Annotated in this window: 16 protein-coding genes; 6 read left to right on the top strand and 10 right to left on the bottom strand. The window is 54.4% G+C overall.

Annotation, left to right across the window (positions count from 1 at the left end; all coding sequences use genetic code 11):
* Positions 1-33 precede the first annotated feature (33 nt).
* Together menE and ACL2XJ_RS26575 are read left to right on the top strand one after the other, a co-directional pair.
* A complete protein-coding gene (gene menE / locus ACL2XJ_RS26580; RefSeq protein WP_413725108.1) occupies positions 34-1,413 on the top strand; it encodes an o-succinylbenzoate--CoA ligase in 1,380 nt (459 codons plus the stop codon).
* A gap of 64 nt (positions 1,414-1,477) precedes the next feature.
* A complete protein-coding gene (locus ACL2XJ_RS26575; protein ID WP_203523479.1) occupies positions 1,478-2,746 on the top strand; it encodes a nicotinamide mononucleotide deamidase-related protein YfaY in 1,269 nt (422 codons plus the stop codon).
* A gap of 37 nt (positions 2,747-2,783) precedes the next feature.
* On the opposite strand, the gene ACL2XJ_RS26570 is transcribed toward ACL2XJ_RS26575, so the two are convergent.
* Entirely contained in the window at positions 2,784-4,955 is a 2,172-nt protein-coding gene (locus ACL2XJ_RS26570; protein ID WP_413725107.1) for a glycosyltransferase, read from the bottom strand.
* 536 nt (positions 4,956-5,491) lie between these two features.
* Between ACL2XJ_RS26570 and ACL2XJ_RS26565 the strand changes: the two genes are divergently transcribed.
* On the top strand, positions 5,492-6,793 hold the full coding sequence (locus ACL2XJ_RS26565) for an AAA family ATPase (protein WP_413725105.1): 1,302 nt from the start codon (positions 5,492-5,494) through the stop codon (positions 6,791-6,793).
* Positions 6,790-7,512 (top strand): HNH endonuclease, encoded by a 723-nt coding sequence (locus tag ACL2XJ_RS26560; RefSeq protein WP_413725104.1) that lies wholly within the window; start codon positions 6,790-6,792, stop codon positions 7,510-7,512. Before ACL2XJ_RS26565 ends, ACL2XJ_RS26560 begins: the two co-directional genes overlap by 4 nt.
* Positions 7,513-7,581: 69 nt before the next feature.
* Here the strand turns inward: ACL2XJ_RS26560 and ACL2XJ_RS26555 are convergent, their stop codons facing one another.
* The 5 genes from ACL2XJ_RS26555 to ubiG form a co-directional block, all read right to left on the bottom strand.
* Positions 7,582-9,072 carry an MFS transporter gene (locus tag ACL2XJ_RS26555; RefSeq protein WP_413725103.1) on the bottom strand — a complete coding sequence of 497 codons (1,491 nt, stop codon included), beginning with the start codon at positions 9,070-9,072 and terminating at the stop codon, positions 7,582-7,584.
* Positions 9,073-9,534: 462 nt separating this feature from the next.
* Entirely contained in the window at positions 9,535-9,798 is a 264-nt protein-coding gene (yfaE, locus tag ACL2XJ_RS26550; protein ID WP_132927288.1) for a class I ribonucleotide reductase maintenance protein YfaE, read from the bottom strand.
* 3 nt (positions 9,799-9,801) lie between these two features.
* On the bottom strand, positions 9,802-10,932 hold the full coding sequence (nrdB, locus tag ACL2XJ_RS26545) for a class Ia ribonucleoside-diphosphate reductase subunit beta (RefSeq protein WP_132927290.1): 1,131 nt from the start codon (positions 10,930-10,932) through the stop codon (positions 9,802-9,804).
* Positions 10,933-10,980: 48 nt separating this feature from the next.
* The gene (gene nrdA, locus ACL2XJ_RS26540) at positions 10,981-13,266 is read right to left on the bottom strand and encodes a class 1a ribonucleoside-diphosphate reductase subunit alpha (protein WP_413725102.1); all 2,286 of its coding nucleotides are present in this window, start codon (positions 13,264-13,266) and stop codon (positions 10,981-10,983) included.
* Positions 13,267-13,599: 333 nt separating this feature from the next.
* Positions 13,600-14,331 (bottom strand): bifunctional 2-polyprenyl-6-hydroxyphenol methylase/3-demethylubiquinol 3-O-methyltransferase UbiG, encoded by a 732-nt coding sequence (ubiG, locus tag ACL2XJ_RS26535; RefSeq protein WP_203523472.1) that lies wholly within the window; start codon positions 14,329-14,331, stop codon positions 13,600-13,602.
* Between the two features lie 201 nt (positions 14,332-14,532).
* Between ubiG and gyrA the strand changes: the two genes are divergently transcribed.
* Both gyrA and rcsC read left to right on the top strand, forming a co-directional pair.
* Complete coding sequence (gyrA, locus tag ACL2XJ_RS26530; RefSeq protein ID WP_132927296.1) at positions 14,533-17,250, top strand: DNA topoisomerase (ATP-hydrolyzing) subunit A; 2,718 nt, start codon at positions 14,533-14,535, stop codon at positions 17,248-17,250.
* Between the two features lie 177 nt (positions 17,251-17,427).
* On the top strand, positions 17,428-20,298 hold the full coding sequence (rcsC, locus tag ACL2XJ_RS26525; RefSeq protein ID WP_413725101.1) for a two-component system sensor histidine kinase RcsC: 2,871 nt from the start codon (positions 17,428-17,430) through the stop codon (positions 20,296-20,298).
* An 86-nt stretch (positions 20,299-20,384) separates the two neighbouring features.
* Here rcsC and rcsB read toward each other — a convergent pair whose 3' ends face one another.
* Genes rcsB through ACL2XJ_RS26505 form a run of 4 tightly spaced genes read right to left on the bottom strand, consistent with a single transcriptional unit; the run spans position 20,385 to position 25,326 of the window.
* The gene (rcsB, locus tag ACL2XJ_RS26520; protein WP_413725100.1) at positions 20,385-21,035 is read right to left on the bottom strand and encodes a response regulator transcription factor RcsB; all 651 of its coding nucleotides are present in this window, start codon (positions 21,033-21,035) and stop codon (positions 20,385-20,387) included.
* Between the two features lie 8 nt (positions 21,036-21,043).
* Entirely contained in the window at positions 21,044-23,779 is a 2,736-nt protein-coding gene (gene rcsD, locus ACL2XJ_RS26515; RefSeq protein ID WP_413725099.1) for a phosphotransferase RcsD, read from the bottom strand.
* 24 nt (positions 23,780-23,803) lie between these two features.
* Positions 23,804-24,955, bottom strand: a complete 1,152-nt coding sequence (locus ACL2XJ_RS26510) for an MFS transporter (protein ID WP_413725098.1) — start codon at positions 24,953-24,955, stop codon at positions 23,804-23,806.
* On the bottom strand, positions 24,952-25,326 hold the full coding sequence (locus ACL2XJ_RS26505) for a DUF4186 domain-containing protein (protein ID WP_203523467.1): 375 nt from the start codon (positions 25,324-25,326) through the stop codon (positions 24,952-24,954). The genes ACL2XJ_RS26510 and ACL2XJ_RS26505 overlap by 4 nt, the downstream gene beginning before the upstream one ends.
* Positions 25,327-26,184 lie beyond the last annotated feature (858 nt).

The raw sequence follows: 26,184 nt of genomic DNA, 5'->3' as shown, positions 1-26,184 counted from the left end.
CGGTTTTCTTCATGAATCAAGATGAATAACACCATGACAAGCTTTGATAACTGGCCCTGGCATTACTGGGCGCACCATACTCCGCACAGCATCGCTTTGCGTACCCCTGCCGCTCAATGGAGCTGGCGCGTACTGGCGCAACGGATCAATGAACTGGCCGCCGCCTGGCGGCAGGCCGGCGTCACGGCCGGCTGCGGCGTGGCCCTGCGGGGAAAAAACCGGCTGGAGCTGGTGCTGGCTTATCTGGCCGTTCTGCAGTGCGGCGCCCGGGTCATTCCCCTCAGCCCACAGCTGCCGCCGGATCTGCTGGTCCGGCTGCTGCCCGGCCTGAACATTGATTTTGGCTGGTGCGGGGCGGATTTTTCCTGGCCGGACGGTATCACTCCTCTGGCCATAAGCCCGTCGTCCGTGGGCTCCCCCGCCAGGATCCCCTGGCAGATCAATCGCCTGGCCACGCTGACCCTCACATCCGGCTCCAGCGGCCTGCCGAAAGCGGCGGCCCACACCTTCGCCGCCCATCTGGCCAGCGCGGAGGGTGTCCTGTCATTGATGAATTTTCAGCATCGCCACAGCTGGCTGCTCTCGCTGCCCCTGTACCACGTTTCCGGCCAGGGTATCGTCTGGCGCGCCCTGGCGGCCGGCGCCACGCTGGTAGTGGCGGACGATATGCCTTTGGAGCAGGCGCTGGCGGGCTGCAGTCACGCCTCTCTGGTACCTACCCAGCTGTGGCGCCTGTTAAAGGGCGACATGGCCGGCCTCAGCCTGCAAGACGTCTTGCTGGGCGGAGCGATGATCCCGCCCGACCTTACCCGGCAGGCCGAAGCCTTGGGGATCCGCTGCTGGTGCGGCTACGGCCTCACCGAGTTCGCCTCGACGGTCTGCGCCAAACGCGCCGACGCCTCGCCGGGTGTAGGCATGCCTCTGACGGGACGGGAGCTGCGGCTGGTGGATGACGAAGTGTGGCTGCGCGGCGGCAGCATAGCGTCGGGTTACTGGCAGCAGGGACGGCTGATTCCCTTTACCGACAGCGACGGCTGGTTCCATACGCGGGATCGGGGCAGGTTTGTGGACGGCGAGCTGCATATTTCCGGCCGGCTGGACAATTTATTTATCTGCGGCGGAGAGGGTATCCAGCCGGAGGACATTGAACGTGTACTGGCTATTCATCCCGGTGTGCGCCAGGCATTTGTGGTGCCGGTGGCGGACGAGGAATTCGGCCAGCGCCCGGTAGCGGTGGTGGAAGGAGATACGCCCTTTGAACAATTGCGCGCCTGGCTGGATCCGCAACTGGCGCCCTGGCAGCGACCGGCGGCTTATTTTACGCTGCCTGACACCCTCGGCGGCGGCGGCATTAAAATTTCCCGCCGCAGTATCATGGATTGGGTGGCGGCGCAATTCACCATAAATCCCTAAAGAAAGGTTGTGTTTATCGGTGCGGCTTTCTAAAGTGACGGTATGGGGTTTACAGGAGAAGATAATGCTTAGGGTAGAAATGCTGTGCACCGGCGATGAAGTTCTGCATGGACAGATTGTCGATACCAATGCGGCGTGGCTGGCGAATTATCTGTTTGAACAGGGCCTGCCGATGAGTGCACGCATGACCGTGGGCGACAATCTGTCCGCACTGGTGGCGGCCTTGACCGAACGCAGCCTGCGGGCGGATATTCTCATTGTCAACGGCGGCCTGGGTCCCACCAGCGACGATCTGAGCGCGCTGGCCGCTTCCACGGCGGCCGGGGAAGAACTGGTGGAGCATCCCGAATGGCTGGCGAAAATAGAAGCCTATTTTGCCGAACGGGGACGGGTCATGGCCCCCAGCAACCGCAAGCAGGCGCTGATCCCCGCCAATGCGGAGATGATCGACAACCCGGTGGGCACCGCATGCGGGTTTGCGTTGCAGCTGAATCGCTGCCTGATGTTTTTCACCCCCGGCGTGCCGTCTGAATTCAAAGTGATGGTGGCGCAAGAGATTGTGCCGCGGCTGCGTGAGCGTTTCGACCTGCCCGATCCGCCGCTGTGCCTGCGGCTAACCACTTTCGGGCGCGCGGAAAGCGAGCTGGCCAGCCAGCTCGACGGTATGCCGCTACCGGAAGAGGTGGTCCTGGGCTACCGTTCCTCCATGCCGATCATCGAACTAAAACTCACCGGCCCGGCCCACGAGCGGGAAGCAATGGAGCTGGCCTGGCAACAGGTCAGGGCGGTGGCCGGTGAAAGCGCGATATACGAAGGCACCGACGATTTACCCACCCAGTTGGCCGGACGGCTGCGCCAGCTCGGACTGACTCTGGCCATCGGCGAACATTTCACCGCCGGCTTATTGACCTGGCAGTGCCAAAGCGCCGGCATGCCGGTGGTAAGCGGTGAATGGCTGTCCTCCCTGGGCGCCGATAGCGCCGATAAGAGTGCGGATAGGAATCCGGCCGGGGCGCGGCAATCTTCCGCAGAAGAAGCTTCTCCTTTGCAAAAACTGGCCCGGCAGGCGCAAGACCTGGCTGCCCGACATGGCGCGCAGCTGGCGCTGGCGGTAGGTAACCTGGAACAGGAACGGCTTAGCCTGGCGCTGCACACTCCCGATCGCAGTTATGCCCAAACGGTCACTTTTACCATCAATATACAGCGGCACGGTCTCAAAACCCGGCAGGAAGTGGTCTCGCTGATGGCGCTGAACATGCTGCGCCGCTGGCTCAATGGCTGGCCGGTCTACGCCGATCACGGCTGGATACGAACGACCGATACCCTGGCGTAATTTTTTTCTGTATTCAATTATAGATGCCATAACCCCGTCAGTTGGCGTGCCGAATCAATCTGCTGCCGACGGGGTTGGGTGCCGCGCTTGCTTTCACCGGCGGCATTTTTGTAAATAGGGCAATGCACACCATGAAAAACAGTATCGATTCTGAGCTGACTAACAAGACATCCGACAGACCGTAAACGATTATGCAGCAGCCAATCAGCAGCATTGGCGTATTCTTTCTCACCAGCGACTGGCTGATGATATAAACATAAAAAAGCACCACGGTCAGCAGGCCGACAATACCTTGCAGCGAGGCGGCTTCAAGCAGTTCATTGTGCAGGTGCGTGTCGATATATTCCATCGCGGTTCTGTTACCCGGATCGTGGACGATGATCTCCGCGGCTTGCATGTGGCGCCCCTCAACGGTATTGCCAAAAGGATGCTGAGAGAATATATTCAGGCCGACATACCATAACGAGAACCTGGAGCCCAGTGATGATTGGTCGTTACCGTTTTGGTAAAGCGCTATTTCACTGTCGGTTTGTTCAATCTTCGGCTTGATGTATTTGCCATAAGACATACCCACACCAAACCCCAGCAGCACCATGACGATCAGCAGGGGTTTGAGGTAAATCTTGCGGAAATGGAACAACATCATCAGCGAAATCATTAACAGGTGCGCAAGTATTGCGGCGCGGGTGCCCATCATGATGATAACCAGGAAGGAGATGGTGATCACCGCCATTAATGTTATATGGTGATTGACGGTTTTCTTGAATATCAGAAGCAGATAAATAAGAAGAATAGACAATGCAGAGTAAATATAGGCCGCAATGGTTGCGCGATTGGTGCTTAGGGCAATGCGGTCCATACCGTGATGAATCTGATAAAGACCATAACCGGTAGCCAGCACAAAGGCTAACGCAAATCCGGACAACAGGTATTTACGGTAATTGAAACTTGCCAGATAGTGGGAAAACTGGGTGATATAAAAAATCAGCGCGCCGCCGAAAATGAGTTTCTTACCCGAATTCAGCTGTATAAATCCCAAGGCGTAGGTGTGCTCATGGCGATACAGGATCAGTGTCCAGATAATTTTGACCACGCCAATTAACATGATGGCATACGAAAGATCCTTTTTGGGCCATTTGAGGTTTTTTCGCTCGGCGAACAGCCCGAGCAGGGCAGCGTAACCAGAGAAATAGAATAATTCCCGCTGTATACTCGTTGAAATCAAGGTAAATACAACCGATAAAATAGCCAATAAAAAACTGGCTAAATACAACCCTTGTCCTATTTTGTCCCTATAAAGCGATACTGCTGCCTTTTTTTTATAACTGAATCTTACCGACGGGTTTATAAAAAAACGGATGCGGCGAGTTTCCTGCACTTTCTCCTGCAGCGTATTTAATTGCTCTCTATCCGTAATCCATTTTTTCCTTTTCAGCTGAATATCCAGCCAATGACACAAGACTAAATCATGAAATTTTTTGCCAAAAAGCGCATCCATTTTTTCCGTGCATACGAAGAGATTATGTATTTTTTTTTCCGATGGGGAGTTCGACAGGCTGTCGGCGCGTTTTATATAAAGATAATGGCTCTCAGATGAAAACACGATGGTTGTGGCCTTGGTCAGAATTTCCGGAAAGATGTAAAAATCTTCATAGCAGGTAAAATCCGGCATAGGGGATGACAACAGCAGGTCCCGATGGATGAATTGTCCAATCAAGTGCGCCTGGAAATCTTTGTGAATCAGGAAACGCGTTATCGCTTCATCCGCGAGCAGGGTCTTGGTTTTCAACCCCTTCCAGGTTTTATCGGCGGTACCGAGATCACGCACCTCCTGTAGCTTGGTCAATAGCAAGCTGGGTTTTTTCTGGGCCAGGAAAGTGAGGATCTCCCCAAGAGAGCCGCTTTTCAAGAGGTCATCACTGTCAAACATAGTGACGTATTCACCCTGGCTGTGAGCCAAGGCAAAGCTACGCACCTTGCCAAGGTTGGTGAATTCAACCGCATAATAATGTGCTTGCGGCGTTGATTGGGCGAAAGCCCTGAGAATTGAAGCGGTGCCATCACTTGAGGCATCGTTGACCAAGATGATTTCACAGCGTCCGATGTCGGCGCCCAATGCCGCAAGCAGGCTTTGCAGTGTGTCTTGAAGATATTCATCGCTGTTATGGGCGGCGATAATAATGCTAAGAATCACATTTTGTGTTGGCATAATTTAGAGGTAAACCAAAAAATTGACTTAAGTACGCCGTTTAAAAACTCAGCGGCAGAAATAGTTAAATTACGATTTTATTTTAGTTATCTATCTATCGTTAATGATAATCATTCTTTTATCAACACACCTCGAACAAGGTCCGTGATACTTATAAAATACCTCCCGGGTGGTGTCAATGTCATTTTGCACTTTCATGCTAAGCTTACAATTCGGCCACTATTTTTATAAAAATGAAATCCATTGCTATTATTACTTATATTGATAAATATTATTTAAGTATGTAATAAACTCTTTCTGCTATCACATTCAAATTTCCCATTTAAACGTGGCCTGAAGATATAATGTAGAACTGCTTAATATATTAATTCTAGATATGCCAGCTGACTTTCGGCGGGTCCGCCGCCCTGACCATAAACGACCACTTCAAGAGCGTGCCTATCCCAAGGCTAAACAAACCGATATCTATCCTTTACGAGCCCCGATCTTCGCGACAAAATGCCTACACTATCTTGCCCAGGACAGGAAGCGGCCCATTGAATATCCAAGAAATTTCAATCAAGAATTTCAAAGGTATCCGACATGAGACCTTCTCCTTCCGTTCGCGGTTCACCGTATTCATTGGTGATAACGCCACCGGTAAAACCACCATCCTGGATGCCCTGGCGGTGGCGCTGGGAAGCTTTTTCCTCGGACTTGACGCTATCAGCTCAAGGCCGATACGTGCCGATGAAATCCGGACGGTCAACGTTGACGGACAGCCCAGGCCGCAGTTTCCCGTATCCATAGAGGCTAAGGGCATGATTGACGGCCAACAGCATGTTGCCTGGTCAAGAGAAATCATCCGACAGAAAACCACTGTCAAGGGCGCGAGAGCCTTAAGCAATATCGCCGCCCGCAAGCTTGAGCAAAGCCGCAGACCCAAATCCGAACGCAATAACAAAGAGGTGATCTTCCCGCTTATCGCCTACCACGGCACCGGACGACTGTGGGCGGAAAATGAAGAGATTGGCTACCAGAAGCAGGCGGAAGGGATAACGAAGGCCTATACGCATTGCCTATCCGCCAAATCCTCAAGCCGGGATTTTCTTTCCTGGTACAAGACCCAGGACGACAGCATCAAGAAATTCGGCGATCCTTTGGATATCATCCATCTGAAAGCGCTCAAGGCCGCGGTTCTCAAGCTGATCCCCGATAAACGCTGGGTCGATACGGAATTTGACTATAAGCTCAATACATTGGTGGGGACTTATAGCGATGGGCGCGGCCACAATCACCGCCTGGCCTTCAACCAGTTGAGCGACGGTTTGCGCAATATTATCGGCATCGCGGCGGATATGGCCTACCGATGTATTCAGCTCAATCCGCATCTGGGCATCAATGCCGTTGTGGAGACCCCCGGCGTGGTGCTTATTGATGAAATCGACCTGCATCTGCACCCCATCTGGCAAAAGAGCATTATACAGGATTTCAAAGACGCATTTCCCAAGCTGCAGTTTATCGCCACCACCCATTCCCCCTTTATCGTGCAGAGCCTGGGGGTGGGTGAGCTCATCAATGTCGACCGGCCGGGTAATGAGTCGGTGCCCAATGAACTGCCTCTTGGCAAAGTGGCGACGCAGATCATGGGCGTTGAAAATATCCGCAGCGATAATTTTGAGCGGCGCGTCAAATCAGCCCGGGAACAACTGGCACAGATAAAAACCCAAGGTGGGAAATTAACGCTTGATGACTATTTAAACATACGCCGGGTAGTGAATTCGTCGCTGATTAATGAAACCGACGATCCGGAATATAAAGCCTACTTGTTAACCAAAGATCAAGGAACTGATAAATGAGGCCCATAGATAAGGGAACATGGCCGCTAAACAAAAAGGGCGCCAAAGCCTGTTTCAATCATTGGCGAAACGCTAAACAGTATCTTGAGGAGCGTACCGGTTGCTATTGCCATTTGTGTGAAATGCGGGTGAATAATGCCCTGGCCGTCGAGCATATCAAACCCAAGGACAGCTATCCGCGCCTTTCCGCCTGCTGGACCAATTTTTTACTGATCTGCACCCCGTGCAATTCCCGCAAGAGCAAATCGCTCCTTGCCGTTCCTTACCGGCATCATTATTACTGGCCCCATATAAATAACACTCTGCTGGCCTTCCATACGCCGCTGACCGGAGACAATGCCATGGTGGTCAACGCTCATCCATCGCTATCGCCGTCGCAGAAGCAAAAAGCCGATGCCACCATAAAATTGTATGCGCTGGACAAGACCACGACGGTAACCGGGGACAGCGACCGGCGCTATCTTGAGCGCCAGCTAACCATCAGCATGGCCCTTGAACGCCTGGAAGAGTATGCCGACAATCGTGCGACGGCGGCAGCCATCGTTGACCTGGCGGTCAGCAGGGGATTTTTCAGCCTGTGGATGGTTATTTTCAGCGATTATCGGGAAGTGATGGAGGCATTGCTGGATGCCAGACCGTTTTGCCAGAACCGGACTGCCTGGTTCAGCGCCGCCCTTGCGCCGCTGCCCCGCAATCAGGGCCAGGCCGATCCGCTATGAAGTAGTGGATCGGCCATGGAAACTCCTGGCAGGCCATACCCGCCGCACCCGGAGCCTGTATATCATTTTTCAGCGCTCAGGGGCCGCAGCGCCAAAATCCTCCGCATCCACATCATAGCCCGACGGCTCCCAGCGAATCAGCAGCAGCGCCAGCAACCCCGCCACGGGGGCTGCGGCAATCACCCAAAACACGCCGGTCTTAAGCCAAGCCACCAGCACCGGAAACAGAAACAGCGAAAGCGTGGAGCTGGCGCGCATCAGCGTCTGGTTAAATCCGACACCCACGCCTCGCAGCGAGGTGGGATAGCTCAGCGAGGCAAAGGTCATGCTGTGGGAACCCGGGCCGAAACCCTGGCCGAACAGGAACAACGCCAGCATGGCGATGGCCAGGGCGGCATGGGCGCCGTCCGCCGGCCGGCCGATGAGCGCCAGTCCGATCAAGGCGACCAGTTGGCAGGCATAACCCAGCACCGTCATCCGCCAGGCACCGAAGCGGGGTACCCAGCGGACGCCTATCAGGCCGCCCACAAAGGCAAATAACAGGTTAAGCCCCAGGGAGGCCAAAATAGTGGTCAGCATGGACTGCGCCAGAAAACTGCTGATAATCACCGGCAAACCGAATGCCACGGCGTTATAGGCAAAGGACGACGCCACGGCGATAACCGTCGCCAGCACGGTACGCCGCAGATAAACCCCCCGCAATAACCGGCCGTAATTACTCCAGCGGGCGCGCAGCGCCTTGGGCGCGGGCTGTTGTTCCGCCACCGGCGCCGCCTGGGCATTGATACCGTAGGAGCGCCGCAGAATTTGCGCCGCGCCGGTTAAATCGCCCTGATTAGCCGCCCAGACCGGCGACTCGCTGATATACCGGCTGCGAATGGCGATAATCGCCAGCGCCGGCACCGCGCCGAAGCCCAGGATTAAACGCCATAGCCAGTGGGTTTGTTCAGCGGGCAATACGGCATACAGCAACAGCACCAGCAAATAGGAGATACTGATGGCGGCATACCAGGTGGGACACCACATGGCGACGCTGGCCGCTTTATTGCCGCGTCCCTTCAGCCGCGAGAACTCCGCCAGAAAGGCCATGGCCACCGGCAAATCGATACCGACCCCCAATCCCATGACAAAACGCGCACCGGCCAGCACCCATTCGTTAGGGGCGAACGCGCAGGCAATGGCGGCGAAGACGAAGAAAAACATATCGGCCATGAAAACGCGATAGCGGCCAATCTTGTCGGTGAGGTAGCCGCCGAAAAACGCGCCGACAATAGCGCCGAAGGTAATGGCGGAGGCCACCATGCCGGTGCCCGCCGGGGTAAGGTTGAACTCGCGGGTAATATCCTTCACCCCGAACGCCAGGGCTCCCAGGTCATAGGCATCCAGGAAAACGCCCCCCAATGCGATGCCGATGATAATACCGGCATGACTGCGCTTTTCCCCACCGGAATTCACTAAATGGGATACATCGGCGGCGCTACGGATAAAAACGGTTTCGCTCTCGTACGGCTTGTCTCGGTCAAGAGCGGCGACATGCGCCATTTTGAGGAGTTCGGACATGGTATTAAGCAGGCTTATAAAAAGTGTGATCTAGGTAACATGAGCATACCGGGCAGGGCCATGAAAACCAATTCCGAATCGCTATAACTTACAACTAAAAGATCAGAGCGCCCCATGCCGGGGTAGGCCCGCGATCACGTAACGTACAACGAGCCGGTAATGACACTTCGGTGAAAGCGGGCGCGTGTTGAAGGGAGACCGCGGCAATGGGGTCGAAGCCGCCGTCTGGCGGCGGCCGGAGCGCCCCATGCCGGGGTAGGCCCGCGATCACGTAACGTACAACGAGCCGGTAATGACACTCCGGTGAAAGCGGGCGCGTGTTGAAGGGAGACCGCGGCAATGGGGTCGAAGCCGCCGTCTGGCGGCGGCCGGAGCGCCCCATGCCGGGGTAGGCCCGCGATCACCTAACGTACAACGAGCCGATGAAAGCGATTTTTTCCGCCTCGACCGGATACAACTCTGCTATAGCTCCAGCTCGATATCCCCCGCCGGCAGGCAGCAACAGGGCAGAATATCGCCCGGCCGGATACAGGCCAGGGGGGACTGGGTATAAGCGACCCGGCCCCGCAGCAGCCGCATACGGCAGGCGCCGCAATAGCCGGACCGGCACTGGAATTCGACGTCGATATGATTGGCTTCCAGGGCGTCCAGCAGGGAGCGGTGGCCGGATTCGCACTGAAGCTGCGCCCCGATATGGCGCAGCGTGACCTTGGCCGATGGGTCCATGGCTTACAGCTCGAAATCGCTCAAATCGCCCGAATTCATCTCGGAGTCGATTTGGCCTACCAGGTAGGAACTCACCTCCACCTCTTGCGGCGCCACCTGAACATTGTCCGACACCAGCCAGGTATTAATCCACGGAATAGGATTGGAGCGGGCGGCAAAAGGCAGATCCAGACCCACCGCCTGCATGCGGATATTGGTAATATAATCCACATACTGGCACAGAATATCTTTATTCAGGCCAATCATGGAACCGTCGCGGAACAGATAACTTGCCCACTCTTTTTCCTGCTCCGCCGCCAGCACGAACAGGTCATAACACTCCCGCTCGCACTCTTTGGCAATCTCGGCCATTTCCGGATCGTCCTCGCCGGAACGCATCAAATTCAGCATATGCTGGGTGCCGGTAAGATGCAGCGCCTCGTCGCGGGCGATCAGGCGGATGATTTTGGCGTTGCCCTCCATCAGTTCGCGCTCGGCGAACGCGAACGAGCAGGCGAAACTGACATAAAAACGGATGGCTTCCAGGGCATTGACGCTCATCAGACAAAGGTAGAGGCATTTTTTCAGCTCATGCAGATTCACCACTACCTGGGCGCCCTTCACCTGATGGGTACCAACGCCGAGCAAATGATAGTAGCCGGTCAGTTCGATAAGCTTGTCGTAATAGCCCGAAATATCCTTGGCCCGCTTCAGAATCTCTTCATTGGTCACGATATCGTCGAATACCAGCGAGGGGTCGTTAACGATATTGCGGATGATATGGGTATAAGACCGGGAATGAATGGTTTCCGAAAAGGCCCAGGTTTCCACCCAGGTTTCCAGCTCCGGAATGGAAATCAGCGGCAACAGGGCGATATTGGGGCTACGGCCCTGGATGGAGTCCAGCAGGGTCTGGTATTTCAGATTGCTGAGGAAAATATGCTTCTCGTGTTCCGGCAGCGCCTGGAAATCAATGCGGTCACGCGACACGTCCACTTCTTCCGGCCGCCAGAAAAAAGAGAGCTGTTTTTCGATTAATTTTTCAAAGATATCGTATTTTTGCTGATCGTAGCGCGCAACGTTCACCGACTGGCCGAAAAACATCGGCTCCAGCAATTGGTTGTTTTTATTCTGTGAAAATGTGGTATAGGCCATGGTCTCTCCCGTTACACGCGGACGGCAATGGCGCCGCCCGCGGCCATGTTAAATCTTGCAGGCTCCGCTCTCGCAATCATCAGTCTCGGCGGCGGCTTCCATATCTTCCTGGGCATCTTCCGCGCCGTCGCGGGTATTCTGATAATACAGCGTCTTGACCCCGAACTTGTAGGCGGTGAGCAAGTCCTTCAGCAACTGCTTCATCGGCACCTTGCCGGCCGGGAAACGGGTCGGATCGTAATTGGTATTGGACGAAATGGCCTGATCGACGAATTTCTGCATCAGCCCCACCAACTGCAGATAACCGTCGTTGTTCGGCATTTCCCACAAGAGCTCATAGGCGCCTTTCAGCCGGTTGGATTCCGGCACCACCTGGCGCAGAATGCCGTCTTTAGACGCCTTGATACTGACGTAGCCCCGGGGCGGCTCGATACCGTTGGTGGCATTGGAGATTTGCGACGACGTTTCCGACGGCATCAGCGCCGACAGGGTTGAATTACGCAGGCCGTGCCGTTTGATGTCTGCGCGCAGAGCCTCCCAATCGTAATGCAGCGGCTCACTGCAAATCCCGTCCAGATCCTTTTTATAAGTATCAATGGGCAGGATGCCCTTGGCATAGGTGGTTTCATTGAACCACGGGCAGGCGCCCCGTTCTTTGGCCAGCTCGTTGGAAGCTTTTAATAAATAGTACTGAATGGCCTCGAACGTCCGGTGCGTCAGGTTGTTGGCGCTGCCGTCGGAGTACCGTACGCCGTTTTTAGCCAGATAATAAGCATAATTTATCACGCCCACGCCAAGGGTCCGCCGTCCCATGGCGCCGCGTTTCGCCGCCGGGATCGGGTAGTCCTGGTAATCCAGCAGCGCGTCCAGCGCACGCACCGCCAGGGTCGCCAGTTCCTGCAGATCGTCCAGGCTCTCCAGCGCTCCAAGATTAAAGGCCGAAAGCGTACACAAGGCGATTTCGCCGTTTTCGTCGTTCACGTCTTCCAGCGGTTTGGTGGGCAGAGCCACTTCCAGGCACAGATTGGACTGGCGGATAGGCGCTACGGCCGGATCGAATGGACTATGGGTGTTGCAATGGTCCACATGCTGGATATAAATACGCCCGGTGGATGCGCGCTCCTGCATCATCAGGGAGAACAGCTCCACCGCCTTGACCCGGCTTTTACGAATAGAGGCGTCCTGTTCATAACGGGTATACAGCCGCTCGAATTCATCCTGGTCGGCGAAGAACGCATCATACAGCCCCGGCACATCAGACGGGCTGAACAGCGTAATCTCTTCTCCCTTCACCAGGCGCTGATACATCAGTTTGTTGATCTGTACGCCGTAATCCATATGGCGGACGCGGTTGCCCTCTACGCCGCGGTTGTTTTTCAGCACCAGCAGGCTTTCCACTTCCAGATGCCAAAGCGGGTAGAACAGGGTGGCCGCGCCGCCGCGCACGCCGCCCTGGGAACAGGATTTCACCGCGGTCTGGAAATGCTTGTAAAAGGGAATGCAGCCGGTATGAAAAGCCTCGCCGCCGCGGATCGGGCTGCCCAGGGCCCGGATACGGCCGGCGTTGATGCCGATGCCGGCCCGCTGCGATACATATTTGACGATGGCGCTGGAGGTGGCGTTAATGGAATCGAGACTGTCGCCGCATTCAATCAGCACGCAGGAGCTGAACTGGCGCGTGGGGGTGCGCACCCCGGACATAATGGGCGTGGGCAGGGAAATCTTGAAGGTGGAAACGGCGTCATAGAAACGCTTGACATAACCCAGCCGGGTTTCCCGCGGATAACCGGAGAACAGGCAGGCCGCCACCAGCATATAAAGGAACTGCGCGCTTTCGTAAATTTCCCCGGTGACCCGGTTCTGCGCCAGATACTTGCCTTCCAGCTGCTTCACCGCGGCGTAGGAGAAGTTCATATCCCGCCAGTGATCGATAAAGCCGTCCATCAGCGCGAATTCTTCGGCGCTATAATCGTCCAGCAAATGCTTGTCGTATTTGCCCATGGCCACCAGCCGCGACACGTGGTCATAAAGCTTGGGCGGCTCGAACTGGCCATAGGCTTTTTTACGCAAATGAAAAACCGCCAGGCGCGCCGCCAGATATTGATAATCCGGCGCGTCGCGGGAAATCAGATCCGCCGCGGCCTTGATAATGGTTTCATGGATGTCGGCGGTTTTAATGCCCTCATAAAATTGGATATGCGAGCGCAGTTCAACCTGCGAGACCGAAACATTCTCGAGACCTTCCGCCGCCCAGTCGATGACGCGGTGGATCTTGTCCAGATTGATTTTTTCTTTACTGCCGTCGCGTTTTGTAACAAGCAGACTCTGGTTCATGGGGCTTAATACCTGTCTGAGTGATCCCTATGCCTTATGTCGGACATAAGCGAAATTAGTGTCTGATCTATGGGATAAACACTACATATAGGGTTTTTTGTTAATTTGATAACAAGATAGTGACTTAACGTCGTTATTGCAAGGGACGAAAATAAAGCTTTTTGTGGATAACTTGGGGGCAAAATGTTAACAGGCCGACTAAAGCGCTATTCCCTCTGCCCTTAAAGGATGTCAACTGCTGTAGATAAAAAATTCAAAAAGATATTATTTGTCGAATTATTAAACATTGATCACGCCGGCCAGGGCCGGCCGGCGAGATTACACCCGTCAGGGTTACAGGCGGTGGCGGGTATGCAGCATGTAATTAACGTCAACATTGCCCCCCAGGCTAAAACGATCCCTCAGCGGGTTATAATGCAGGCCGGTGATATGCCGCTCCTGCAGCGGGGTGTCGTCGAGCCAGTGCAGCAGCTCCGCCGGCTTGATGAATTTGGTAATGCTATGGGTGCCACGAGGCACCAGACGCAGCAGGTACTCGGCCCCCACGATGGCCATCAGCCACGCCTTGGGATTGCGGTTCAGGGTGGAGAAGAACACGTCGCCGCCGGGTTTCACCAGCCGTGCGCAGGCGCGGACGATGGACGCGGGATCCGGGACGTGTTCCAGCATTTCCATACAGGTCACTACATCATAGCGCTCCGGGTTTTCCGCCGCGTGCTCTTCCACCGTCTGCTGGATATAATCAATATTCAGCCGGCTTTCCAGCGCGTGCAGCCGCGCCACCGCCAATGGTTCGGCGCCCATGTCCAGCCCGGTGGCCGTCGCCCCTTCCAGGGCCATGCTTTCAGTCAATATTCCCCCGCCGCAGCCCACGTCCAGCACCGTTTTGCCGAACAGGCCGTCGGCATGGCGCAGAATATAGTCCAGGCGCAGGGGGTTAATGCGGTGCAGAGGTTTGAATTCCCCTTCCTTATCCCACCAGCGGGAGGCCACCGCGTCGAATTTGGCGATTTCCCGCCGATCCACATTATCGCCGGCGGCAGCGGTCTGAGATTCCCGATTCATAACGGCCTTCCTGAGTATTTGCATAACGAAATGAAGCCAGTATACCTGCAACCGGCCGTCCGGTCAGTGATTCGGTAGCGGAAACAACTATAACCACGGCTTTTCGTCGCCGACAATTTTCCCAGAATCACCTATCTATGGTATACTTTGGCACCTTTAAATCCGGGTGGATGCTTCAATTAGTAGAGGGATAGCGGCTCAATGAGTGACCTTGCCAGAGAAATAACACCGGTCAACATCGAAGAAGAGTTAAAAAGCTCTTATCTGGATTACGCCATGTCCGTTATTGTCGGACGTGCGCTGCCGGATGTACGGGATGGGTTGAAACCGGTACACCGCCGCGTATTGTTTGCGATGAGCGTACTCGGTAATGACTGGAATAAACCTTACAAAAAATCGGCCCGTGTGGTCGGGGACGTCATCGGTAAATATCACCCCCATGGTGATACCGCGGTCTACGACACCATCGTGCGTATGGCCCAGCCGTTCTCGCTGCGCTATATGCTGGTGGATGGCCAGGGTAATTTCGGTTCCGTCGACGGCGACTCCGCCGCGGCAATGCGTTACACCGAAGTCCGCATGTCGAAAATCGCCCATGAATTGCTGGCGGACCTCGAAAAAGACACCGTGGATTATGTGCCGAACTACGACGGCACCGAACAGATCCCCGACGTCATGCCCACCAAGATCCCCAACCTGTTGATCAATGGCTCTTCCGGCATTGCCGTAGGTATGGCCACCAACATTCCGCCGCATAACCTGACGGAAGTGATCAACGGTTGCCTGGCCTATATCGACGACGAGAATATCAGCGTCGAAGGCCTGATGGAACATATTCCCGGCCCTGACTTTCCCACCGCCGCCATCATCAACGGCCGGCGCGGTATCGAAGAGGCCTACCGCACCGGACGCGGTAAAATCCTGATCCGCGCCCGCGCGGAAGTGGAAGCGGATGCCAAAAGCGGTCGTGAAACCATCATCGTGCATGAAATCCCTTATCAGGTGAACAAAGCGCGTTTGATAGAAAAAATCGCCGAGCTGGTGAAAGACAAGCGCATTGAAGGTATCAGCGCCCTGCGCGATGAATCCGACAAAGACGGCATGCGCATCGTCATCGAGATCAAGCGCGACGCGGTAGGGGAAGTGGTGCTCAACAACCTCTACTCCCAAACGCAGCTGCAGGTCTCCTTCGGCATCAATATGGTGGCGCTGCATCAGGGCCAGCCCAAGATCATGTCGCTGAAGGATATTCTCTCCGCCTTCGTGCGCCACCGTCGTGAAGTGGTCACCCGCCGCACGATTTTCGAACTGCGCAAAGCGCGGGATCGCGCCCACATCCTTGAAGCCCTGGCAGTGGCGCTGGCCAATATCGAACCCATTATCGAATTAATCCGCCATGCGCCGAGCCCGGCCGAAGCGAAAAGCGGACTTATCGCCCGTTCCTGGGAACTGGGCACGGTAGCGGCCATGCTGGAACGCGCCGGCGACAACGCCGCCCGGCCGGAATGGCTGGAAGAGCAATACGGCATCCGCGACGGACGATATTATCTCACCGAACAGCAGGCGCAAGCCATCCTGGATCTGCGCTTGCAGAAACTGACCGGGCTGGAACATGAAAAGCTGCTGGATGAATATAAAGAACTGCTGACCCAAATCGCCGAACTCATCATCATCCTGGAAAACCCGGATCGGCTGATGGAAGTGATTCGCGAAGAACTCAACGCGATGAAAGAGCAGTACAACGATGCCCGCCGCACCGAGATCACCGCCAATACCTCCGATATCAATATCGAGGACCTGATTAATCAGGAAGACGTGGTGGTGACCCTGTCCCATGAAGGGTATGTGAAATACCAGCCGCTCACTGACTATGAAGCCCAGCGCCGCGGCGGAAAAGGCAAATCGGCGGCCAGGATCAAGGAAGAGGACTTTATCGACCGCCTGCTGGTGGCCAACACCCATGACACCATCCTGCTGTTCTCCAGCCGGGGGCGCCTGTACTGGATGAAGGTTTACCAACTGCCGGAAGCCAGCCGCGGCGCCCGCGGCCGGCCTATCGTCAATCTGCTGCCCCTTGAACCGAACGAGCGTATCACCGCCATCCTGCCGGTGCGTGAATACGAAGAAGGACGCCATGTCTTCATGGCCACCGCCAGCGGCACGGTGAAAAAGACCGCGCTGACCGAGTTCAGCCGTCCGCGCAGCGCCGGCATTATCGCCGTCAATCTGAATGACGGGGATGAACTTATCGGCGTCGATCTTACCGACGGGCAGAACGAGGTTATGCTGTTCTCCGCCTACGGCAAGGTAGTGCGTTTCCCTGAAAGTCAGGTGCGTTCCATGGGCCGTACCGCCACCGGCGTGCGCGGCATCAATCTGGCCGACAAGGATCGGGTGGTTTCCCTGATCATTCCGCGCGGCGACGGTCCAATCCTGACCGTGACGCAGCACGGTTACGGCAAGCGTACCGCCCAGGCTGAATATCCCACCAAATCCCGCGCCACTCTCGGCGTGATATCGATAAAAGTGAGCGAACGCAATGGCGAAGTGGTGGGCGCCGTGCAGGTGGAAGACAGCGATCAGATCATGATGATCACCGATGCCGGCACCCTGGTGCGCACCCGTGTGTCCGAAGTCAGCATCGTCGGGCGCAACACCCAGGGTGTTACCCTGATCCGGACCGCTGAAGGCGAACATGTGGTCGGCCTGCAGCGCGTGGTGGAACCGGTGGACGATGAAGATCTCGACACCGTCGAAGGGCTGGCGGAAGGCGAAGTGAATGACGCGGGAGACGACGCCGATATCGACGACGACGCCGCGGACGATATCGCCCTTGATGACGCCGACGATGCGGATGATGCCGACGATGCGGATGACGAAGACGGCGAAGACGAGGGTGAAGACTACCCGAACAGCTGATCCGCTGCTTTGCCCCGGCCGGGCACCGTTGTCAGCCCTCGGATGCCCAGGGTTACCGGTCGGCGAGTCTCAATCAACCAGGCCAGCGCGTTGCGCTGGCTTTTTTTTTACTGGGTCGGTAGTGTATCGGCTGGGCAGGCCCGCATTAATCAGTTCTAGCACTGGAACGGTATAGTTTTGAAATACTTCTCATCCTTTCGCACAACGGTCAAAATATCCCGCTACCTGTTTCGGACGCTGGCCCTATTGCTCTGGGCGCTGGGGGCGCTGTTATCCACTTTTTACATTATCAGCCTCCTGCATCAGCGCGAATCCGATCTCCGTCAGGAATACAATACCAGCTTCGCCCAGGCCCAAAGCTATTTCACCCGCTCTGCCGATATGATGCGGGAAATCAAATACGTGGCGGAAAACCGCCTCAACACCAGTTTGCCCGGCCCGGATATGATGACCGGCCTGTTGGCCGGCAAGGTGAGCCGGCCGGAATATACGCCCCTTTCCCCCAATCCCGACTGCGGCCGCGTGGAAACCGAATACCGCCACTCCGTGGATTCGCTGAGCTATTTTCTCAGCTACTGGAAAGACAGTTTTACCGAAACCTACGATTTGAACCGGGTTTTTTATATCAGCGGTGAAAGCCTGTGTATGGCGAACTTCAATCTGCGCGCTGATAACGGCGTTGACAACACGTTGCCGAAGAGCCTGCAGCAGCAAGTGGTCAAATACCGCAACGCCCGGCAAAACGATCGGGAGGATGACATTTATTGGGTGGCTCCCGGCCAGCGGGGCGACCGCGGCTATTTGTATATGTTAACGCCGATTTACGCGGCCAATAAGCTGGAAGCCCTGCTGGGAATCGAGCTCAATATCCGGCTGGAGGATTTCATCACCAACAGTACTTTGCCCATCGGCATCACGCTGCTGGATCAGAATAACGCTCCGATGATGTCACTGTCCGGCGGGATACGGCGGGTCTCCGAACTAAGCTCCTATCCCGAAGCGGCCGGATTTTACGGTTATACGGAAGGCTACAAGAATCTGGTGATGAAAAGGAGCCTGGCGCCCACGTCCCTGAGCATTGTCTATTCGCTGTCTTTATCCACTATTATCGAGAATTTTAAAGCGGTCTTCATCAATGCTCTTTTGCTGAATGTACTCACGGCATTGCTGCTGTTTATCCTGACCTGGCTGTTTGAGCGCAAAATGTTTGCCCCGGCGGAAAAAAATGCGTTGCAGCTGGAGGAAAACGAACAGTTCAACCGCAAAATCGTCGCTTCCGCACCGGTGGGTATTTGCATCCTGCGCATCAGCGACGGCGCCAACCTCATCAGCAACGAGCTGGCCCATAATTATCTGAGCCTGCTGACCTTTGAAGACCGGGAACGCATCATCCATATCATCTGCGGGCAGCAGGTGAATTTTGTCGATGTCATGACCAGCAATAACAATAATCTGCAAATAAGCTTTGTCCATTCCCGCTACCTCAATGAAAACGTCGCCATCTGCGTGCTGGTGGATATCAGCGCCCGGGTGCGGATGGAAGAGTCTTTACAGGAAATGGCGACGGCGGCCGAGCAGGCCAGCCAGGCGAAATCCATGTTTCTGGCCACCGTCAGCCATGAATTACGGACGCCGTTATACGGCATTATCGGCAACCTGGATCTGCTTAAAACCCAGGATTTGCCGGAAGGCGTCGACCGGCTGGTGATGGCAATGAATAACTCGTCGGCGTTATTGCTCAACATTATCAGCGATATCCTGGATTTTTCCAAAATCGAATCCGAGCAGCTGAAAATTGAGCCGCGCAGCTATTCTCCCCGCGAAGTGGTGAGCCACATCGCCGGCAATTACCTGTCGCTGGTAGTGAAAAAACGCCTGGGCCTCTACTGCTTCGTCGATCCCGGCGTGCCGAACAGCATGCGAGGGGATCCGGTGCGGCTGCAACAGGTGTTATCGAACATATTAAATAACGCCATTAAATTCACCCATAGCGGCTGTATCTCCATTTATGTCTTTTGCCATGACGGCTACCTGCAGTTATGCATCAGGGATACGGGGGTCGGCATTCAGCAGCGGGAATTAATCAAACTGTTTGATCCCTTCGTGCAGTTGGGCAGTGACGGTCACCAGCAGTTCCAGGGAACCGGGCTGGGATTGGCGATTTGCGAGAAGCTGGTCAATCTGATGGACGGCGACATCGCCGTTGAATCGGAGAGCGGGTTGGGTAGCCAGTTCACTATCCGGCTGCCGCTGTATGAGGCGTCCCGCTCCTATACGGTGCTTAACAGCGATTTGTACGGGCGGGTGTGCTGGCTGGCGTTGCGCAACACCGCCCTTGAACACTATCTGACCCGCCTGCTGAAAGAAAACGGCCTCATGGCCAAGCGGCATACCGATCAGGTCATCGGCGGCGACGAGGTATTTATCAGTGACGATGATATTCCCCCCGGTGGCTGTTATCGTGCCTGGATCCGCTTTTGCATCGCGCATATCGGCCCGGCACTGGAAATCAACCCCGGCCACTGGTTGCTCAGCCCGGCCTTTACTGAAGAATTGCCGCTGTTACTGTTGAAAATCTATCGTGGTGAATCCACGGCTTCATCGGCGCCGCTGCTGCCTCAGCCGTCGCCGACGGCGAATGGCGAAAACAATGACATCAGAATCCTGGTGGTGGATGATCATCCCATTAACCGCCGGCTGTTGGCGGATCAACTGGGTTCCTTGGGATATCAGGTAATGACGGCGAACGACGGCGTGGATGCGCTGAGCTTTCTTAACAAGCAGTCGGTGGATATCATCCTGAGCGATGTGAATATGCCGAAGATGGATGGGTATGAACTGACCCGCCGTTTACGGCAACAGGGCAGGGTATTGCCGGTTATCGGGGTGACCGCCAACGCGCTGGCGGAAGAGAAGCAACGCTGTCTTGATGCGGGGATGGACAGTTGCCTGTCCAAGCCGGTTACAGTGAGTGTATTGCAACCCGCTCTGGCCCTGTTCAGTCGCAGGGCCAGAGAGCAACGCGGCGAGCTTGAGGAACACTCCTGAATACCTGAGCGGCCTGGTTAACCGCTCAGGTATGGGATAACCGCGTGTTTCCACCGGCGCCAGGCTTTATTATCGAAATCGGAGCATTACTCTTTATCTATCGGCGCCATACTTACCGACGACAGATAATTCAGCAGAGCAATATCATTTTCCACGCCAAGCTTCAGCATGGCGGATTTTTTCTGGCTGCTGATGGTTTTAATACTGCGATTCAGCTTTTTGGCGATTTCCGTCACCAGAAAACCCTCCGCGAATAAACGCAGCACTTCACTCTCTTTCGGCGACAGGCGTTTATCGCCGTAACCGCCGGCGCTTATTCTCTCCAGCAGTTTAGCCACGCTGTCCGGCGTGTATTTTTTGCCTTTTTGCAGCGAGGCCAATGCCTTGGGTAAATCGGTGGGTGCGCCTTGTTTAAGGACAATACCGTCGATATCCAATTCCAACACGGCGCTGAGGATTGCCGGGTTGTTATTCATGGTTAATACGATAATCGCCAACTGGGGATAATGGCGCTTGATGTATTTGATAAGAGTAATGCCGTCGCCATACTTTTCGCCGGGCATCGAAAGATCGGTCACGAGTACATTTGCATCCAGCTTGCCGAGGCTATTGATGAGCGACGTGGAGTCTTCGAATTCACCGACCACTTTTACCCATTCGATTTGTTCCAAAGATTTTCGAATACCGAACAGGACGATAGGATGGTCATCTGCAATGATGACGTTGAGATTATTCATAAAGTTGACTACCTTGCATGCTGTAGCAGTTTAATGACAAAAACATCAATTTGGCGGATATCGTTGCCGATTTTAGAATTATCATTGTCTATAATAGCTTGTTTGATATGTTGTTCCAGCGTTTCACATAACAGCTTGCCGGGAAGTAGATTCAGCATGGCAAAAACACCTTTCAGGCGGTGCGCAGTCTGGGCCAAAGCGGATAAATCGCCGCTCTCGGCTTCAGTATACAGCCTCTTGATGTCAACGGGTACTGTCTCGACAAAGAGCGGAAGATAGTCCCCGCTCAGCAGGGCGGCGGGATCGTCCGCTGCGCCGGCGGATTCCCTCTCATCCGGCGGTATAATGTCCGTTTGCGCCAGTCTCAGTTCCATCAATTGTAGCATCGCGTCGAGCAAAGAAGCGGCAAGATTATAATTCACCTTTAAACGGCAGGGCGTCAAAGGCGTTATTCCGCTCTCATTCGATTGAACCAGGATAGCGAAATCCTCCAGATGAGACGGATCGTCCGTCAGCAGGAGATCGTGTTCCTGCACCAGGGTATGTTCTTCGGGATGGATACACTCCACCCCCCACTGCTGCAGCATATCGCTGATTATCTCCTGTATTTCTTCATTGGCGATATCCAGCATAGCCACCGTTCCTCCAAGAATTTTTTCATTATCATCCTGTTGCGTGATATCCACATAAGGCAACGTCAAACGTACCCGATAACGGGTGCCGATATCGATCTTGCTGTGAATATCCAGGTTGCCGCCCATTTTCCTTGCCAACTGGTTGCACAGGAACCAGGAGAGGCCGGAGCCGCGCTGATAATGATCTTTTTGCGCCTGGGTGACAAAGGGCTGCTGCAGATTGGCCAATTCCTTGGCGTCAATGCCGTTACCCGTATCGCTAAGGCTTAATATGACCGTATCCGGACGGGAGGGATCCTGGTCCACGGAAAGAACAATTTTGCCATACTGGGTGCTGATAATGCTGTAATCCAGCAGCAGCGAAAGGATTTTTTTCACCGCCTCCCTATCGCCGGTATGCTGCTGATTAAAGGGCAGCCGGTAGTGATTGAACAGGCTAAGGCCCTTTTGGTTCAGGGCGGGCATGCGTTCCGCCAGCAGTTCATCCACCAGGGCGGACAGGGAAAATGCCTCTTGCTTCGGCCGCCAGTCTTGCAGCTCCAACTGAGTCAGCAGGCGCAGGTTGTCGAACAGCGCCCCCAGACGGCCTACTTCGGTTTTAAGGTTGAACATCAGGCGCAGGCGTTTCTCCTCGGCTTCGGCATGCAGCAACCCGTCAAGCAGTGTGGTGATCTCCATGAGCGGCTGATTCAGCTCATGCTGAAAATTGGTGAGGATTGTCCGCCGGGCCTGATGGTTTTTGTTCAGTTCCTGCTGCGCCTGCTGCAGCTTTTTATTGACCAGAACTTCCTTATCATGATCCAGTAATTGGAACAGGTAGGTGTCCGGCGAAAGGCGGCTTTTGAACATCCTGATTTCATAGACTTCATTATTCACCGTGGCCTGGATAATTCCCTGATGGGCCTGCGCGAGGTTGGCTATTTTTTGCAGGCTCAGGTGAGGCAGCAGATGATCGGCTATTTTATTACTGGCCACCAGGTTATTGCTGCTGAAATCATACACCAGCAAACCCAGCGGCAGGTTGGCTATCACTTCCTCACTGAGTATCTGACGGGATCGCAAGGCCAGGGCCATATTCTCCCTGGGTCGCAAAAAATGCTGCCGGATCAGGTAAATACCAAAAATGGACAAGGCGATCAGCAAAAGATGTATCACGACGGGCCACAGATTATTGCGCAGTAAATCCACCGTTAAACTGGTCAGCGGCACCAGATACAACAGCTTTAACGGCGCATCAACAAGGCGCGTGCCGATTTCAAGGGTTGAGCCCTTGATATGGCTGGTCACTCTTTGGGTATTGTCCCGATCGGCATCGCCGTTGCCGGCCTCAGCGCTGTCCGTATCCATATCGGCATCGTCGGAGGCTACCAGTGAGAAGTTGGCCCGCGCCATATTCAGCGGGATAAGATCGCCGATGGGCAAATCAACCGCCATAATGGTGGCCAGATGACCGGGCTGGTTGAAGATGAACCGCTGGGTAAAATAGTAATCATTCTGCAGGCGGAGCTTGCGCAGCGGCGAGAAACTCTCCCGTTGATCCAGGATATTGGCCTGCTGGAGCATTTCGGTGCGGCGCGATTTTATCAGGGCGCTGATGTAGCTGTCTTCAAAGCGAGCGGCGGTATCCCGAAGCGGCTGGGTGGAAATCAGCGTCAGGCTGTTGTCGGCGCCGTTCAGGTAATATAAGGAGTAGGTGTTGCCTTCCGAGCCCCAAAGTATATCAAGATAAGCCGACATATCGGCAGCAATGGACAAAGTAGCGGCGTCATGAACGCCAAAGATCAGGGCATCGGTTTTTTTATGGGGTTTATCGACATAAAACACATCAGGGCGCAGGCGCGTTTCTTTCAGGCTTGTGCCGTCGTTATCCTTGGGGCCGCCGTTCGTCGCCAACGACAGATCGTACAGCTGATCCGTCACAAAGCGGTACGTGTCGATCCGTTTTTGCAGCCCGGCGGTGAGGGTGGACATGCTGTGCTTCTTTTCGATGAGATAAGCATTGAAGGCATGAAAACCAAACAGCCATAACGACAGCAGCAGCAGCAGGATAAACAGTATCAGGCTGCGGGTTAACGCCGCCGAGGTTAACTTCAGATTCTTAATTTGCATAAAGCGGGTTTCGCCAATCGTTGTTTATTGAGTCGCACGGCGTGCGCTCAAGCTTACAACCAAAAGAAGTATTGCGACACAGCCGAACGCGACAAACAGACTGGTCAAATGGGCAATAAAGCCAATTAATGCCGGGCCGGCCAATATGCCGGCATACCCTACGCCGGAAATCGCCGCCAGCGCCAGGTTAGGCGGCATATCCTTCTGATTGCCGACGACGCTGAACAGCAGCGGAACCAGGTTCGATGCTCCTAGCCCCACCAGCAAAAAACCCAGCAGGGTGACATAGGGCTGATTTACCGTTATCGCCAGTCCGATCCCCGCCGAGGCGCATAAACTGCCCGCCAGCAGGGTGTGGTAACGGCCGATGGCATTGATCAATCGATCGCCGTTCAAGCGTCCTGCGGTCATGGCAATGGAGAACAGGGCATAACCCAGTCCGCCCATGGCGCTGTCAAGGCCGCGTTCCAGCGTGAGGAACAGCGCGCTCCAGTCCAGCATAGCGCCTTCGGTTAAAAAGAGAATAAAACAGAGCGCTCCGATGAACAGAACCTTGCCGCGTGGCCTGACAAAGAGAGGGCCGGCATCGTCTTCGGGGCGATCGGATAATAAATTCTCGGCGGCGTACAGCATCAAGGCCAGGATAATCAGGACGACGACGACGACCGACCACAGCGGATTCAAACCCAGCCAGAGCAGCAGGCTCACCAATCCCGCCCCGATGATGCCGCCGATGCTGAAAAAACCATGGAAGCCCGACATCATGGCCCGGCCGCTGGCTCTTTCCACCACCACCGCCTGGATGTTCATGGTAATGTCCATCGCGCCGAGCCCCATGCCGAATAGCAATAATGAGAGGGCCAGGGTAAAGGTGCCGCCGGCAACGGCCAGCGCGGGAAGCGCCAGCCCCAGCATGACGGCCGATGCGATAATCAGCGGCCTGCAGCCCAGCCGGGCGGCCATGGGCGCCGCCAGCGGCATTGCCAGCAGCGATCCGATGCCCAGGCAAAGCAACAGCATTCCCAAAGAGGCATCATTGATGCCCAGCCGCTGTCTGGCGAAGGGAACCAACGGTGCCCAGGACGACATCCCGAAACCGGCGATAAAAAAGACAATGCGGGTGGCTATGCGTACCGGTAAGGCGGCGTGCTGTTCCGTACTCAGCGTTTCAGTCATAAAACTCTCGGCATCTCCTGTCGGCTGAGCCATAACGCAATCATCTGCACTATATATTCCTGCTGGACATCGGTAAGGGGTTGCCCTTTGGCGATGCCATGCCATTTCTCCAGACAGCCCCGGCAGCAGGTCGCGGTGGCATGCTGAGCCACAAATACCGGATGTCCCCGCCAAGGGGTTTGCTTACCGTCCTTGGCGGGCAAGGCGGGCGCCAGCCTCCCTGAGATGAAGTCGCGGGCATGGGAAAGTATGACCGGCATACCTTTACTGCGCAGATAGGCCAGATCTTTCTGGTTAAGTCGAAATTTTGAACGGAATGCCGATTGCTGCAAACGGCTCCAGATGTCTTCCAAATTCTGATATTGCTGCATGGCATTAGGGTTTCCGTAGGAACAGCGAGCTTCTCACGGCCAGTTTTCCGGCGACCTGTTTTCCGGCGAATAGTGCCGCAAAGTGTAACACGACCCGAGGGCCAGAACGAAGGCCGCCGTGCAGATGGATGGGGAGATCAGGGTGGCATGCCGGGCTGAGCCGGCCGCACGGACAAGACCAGGGGACGGGCGAAAATTGGGGTTTTGAATATAAATCGAAACGAGATAAGCGGTTAAATACCCAGGAAGCCATAGGATCGGACAAATTCCGCACAAAATTATTTTATGAATATTGAATAATTAATGTGACGTATGCCATATATTTACATTTAAATTAAAGATTAATGAAACCAATGTTTCATAATGCGAAAAATTAAGACAGATATTTATAATTTAAATGTAGAAATGATTTAAAATATTAATATGGCAATATTTAGTATATAATATTAACATTTGTTAATATATAATCCTCTCTTTTTTCATATTTAAAAATCACGCATAAAAAAGCCGGCACAAGGCCGGCTAATAAAGACGTTAAACCAAATGAGAGTAATAATGACAATTTAATGATGATAGCGCTTAAAATGATAGAGGAAAAAAAAAGGCCTTTTTAGCACATCGTGCTATTTTATAACTTTATTTTAAATAATTGTTTTTATTGATTATTTTTAATAATGTCAAAAACAAGACTCACCTCAAAGTTTTAATTGTCTATGTATGGTGATTATCAGGTTAGTTCCATGACGGAAACATAATCGAATATAAAATTTTCATTTTGAAACATTGTAAGCCAATTCGTATCATTTTAACGCTAGTATAAAACTGCATTTATTGCAGAATAAGATTGCGTGTCAGATA

The organism is Sodalis sp. RH16 (assembly GCF_047324245.1).
Classification (GTDB): domain Bacteria; phylum Pseudomonadota; class Gammaproteobacteria; order Enterobacterales; family Enterobacteriaceae; genus Acerihabitans; species Acerihabitans ligni.
The sequence above is the reverse complement of the archived record's forward strand: the minus strand, read 5'-3'. Positions and strand labels throughout refer to the sequence as shown.

What these genes read in the sequence shown, in the direction of transcription:
- nrdB (WP_132927290.1), bottom strand. Translation starts at nt 10,932, where the DNA reads ATGGCCTATACCACATTTTCACAGAATAAAAACAACCAATTGCTGGAG.
- ACL2XJ_RS26575 (WP_203523479.1), top strand. Translation starts at nt 1,478, where the DNA reads ATGCTTAGGGTAGAAATGCTGTGCACCGGCGATGAAGTTCTGCATGGA.
- ACL2XJ_RS26570 (WP_413725107.1), bottom strand. Translation starts at nt 4,955, where the DNA reads ATGCCAACACAAAATGTGATTCTTAGCATTATTATCGCCGCCCATAAC.
- ACL2XJ_RS26560 (WP_413725104.1), top strand. Translation starts at nt 6,790, where the DNA reads ATGAGGCCCATAGATAAGGGAACATGGCCGCTAAACAAAAAGGGCGCC.
- ubiG (WP_203523472.1), bottom strand. Translation starts at nt 14,331, where the DNA reads ATGAATCGGGAATCTCAGACCGCTGCCGCCGGCGATAATGTGGATCGG.
- menE (WP_413725108.1), top strand. Translation starts at nt 34, where the DNA reads ATGACAAGCTTTGATAACTGGCCCTGGCATTACTGGGCGCACCATACT.
- gyrA (WP_132927296.1), top strand. Translation starts at nt 14,533, where the DNA reads ATGAGTGACCTTGCCAGAGAAATAACACCGGTCAACATCGAAGAAGAG.
- ACL2XJ_RS26505 (WP_203523467.1), bottom strand. Translation starts at nt 25,326, where the DNA reads ATGCAGCAATATCAGAATTTGGAAGACATCTGGAGCCGTTTGCAGCAA.
- yfaE (WP_132927288.1), bottom strand. Translation starts at nt 9,798, where the DNA reads ATGGACCCATCGGCCAAGGTCACGCTGCGCCATATCGGGGCGCAGCTT.
- rcsD (WP_413725099.1), bottom strand. Translation starts at nt 23,779, where the DNA reads ATGCAAATTAAGAATCTGAAGTTAACCTCGGCGGCGTTAACCCGCAGC.
- nrdA (WP_413725102.1), bottom strand. Translation starts at nt 13,266, where the DNA reads ATGAACCAGAGTCTGCTTGTTACAAAACGCGACGGCAGTAAAGAAAAA.
- ACL2XJ_RS26555 (WP_413725103.1), bottom strand. Translation starts at nt 9,072, where the DNA reads ATGTCCGAACTCCTCAAAATGGCGCATGTCGCCGCTCTTGACCGAGAC.
- ACL2XJ_RS26510 (WP_413725098.1), bottom strand. Translation starts at nt 24,955, where the DNA reads ATGACTGAAACGCTGAGTACGGAACAGCACGCCGCCTTACCGGTACGC.
- rcsB (WP_413725100.1), bottom strand. Translation starts at nt 21,035, where the DNA reads ATGAATAATCTCAACGTCATCATTGCAGATGACCATCCTATCGTCCTG.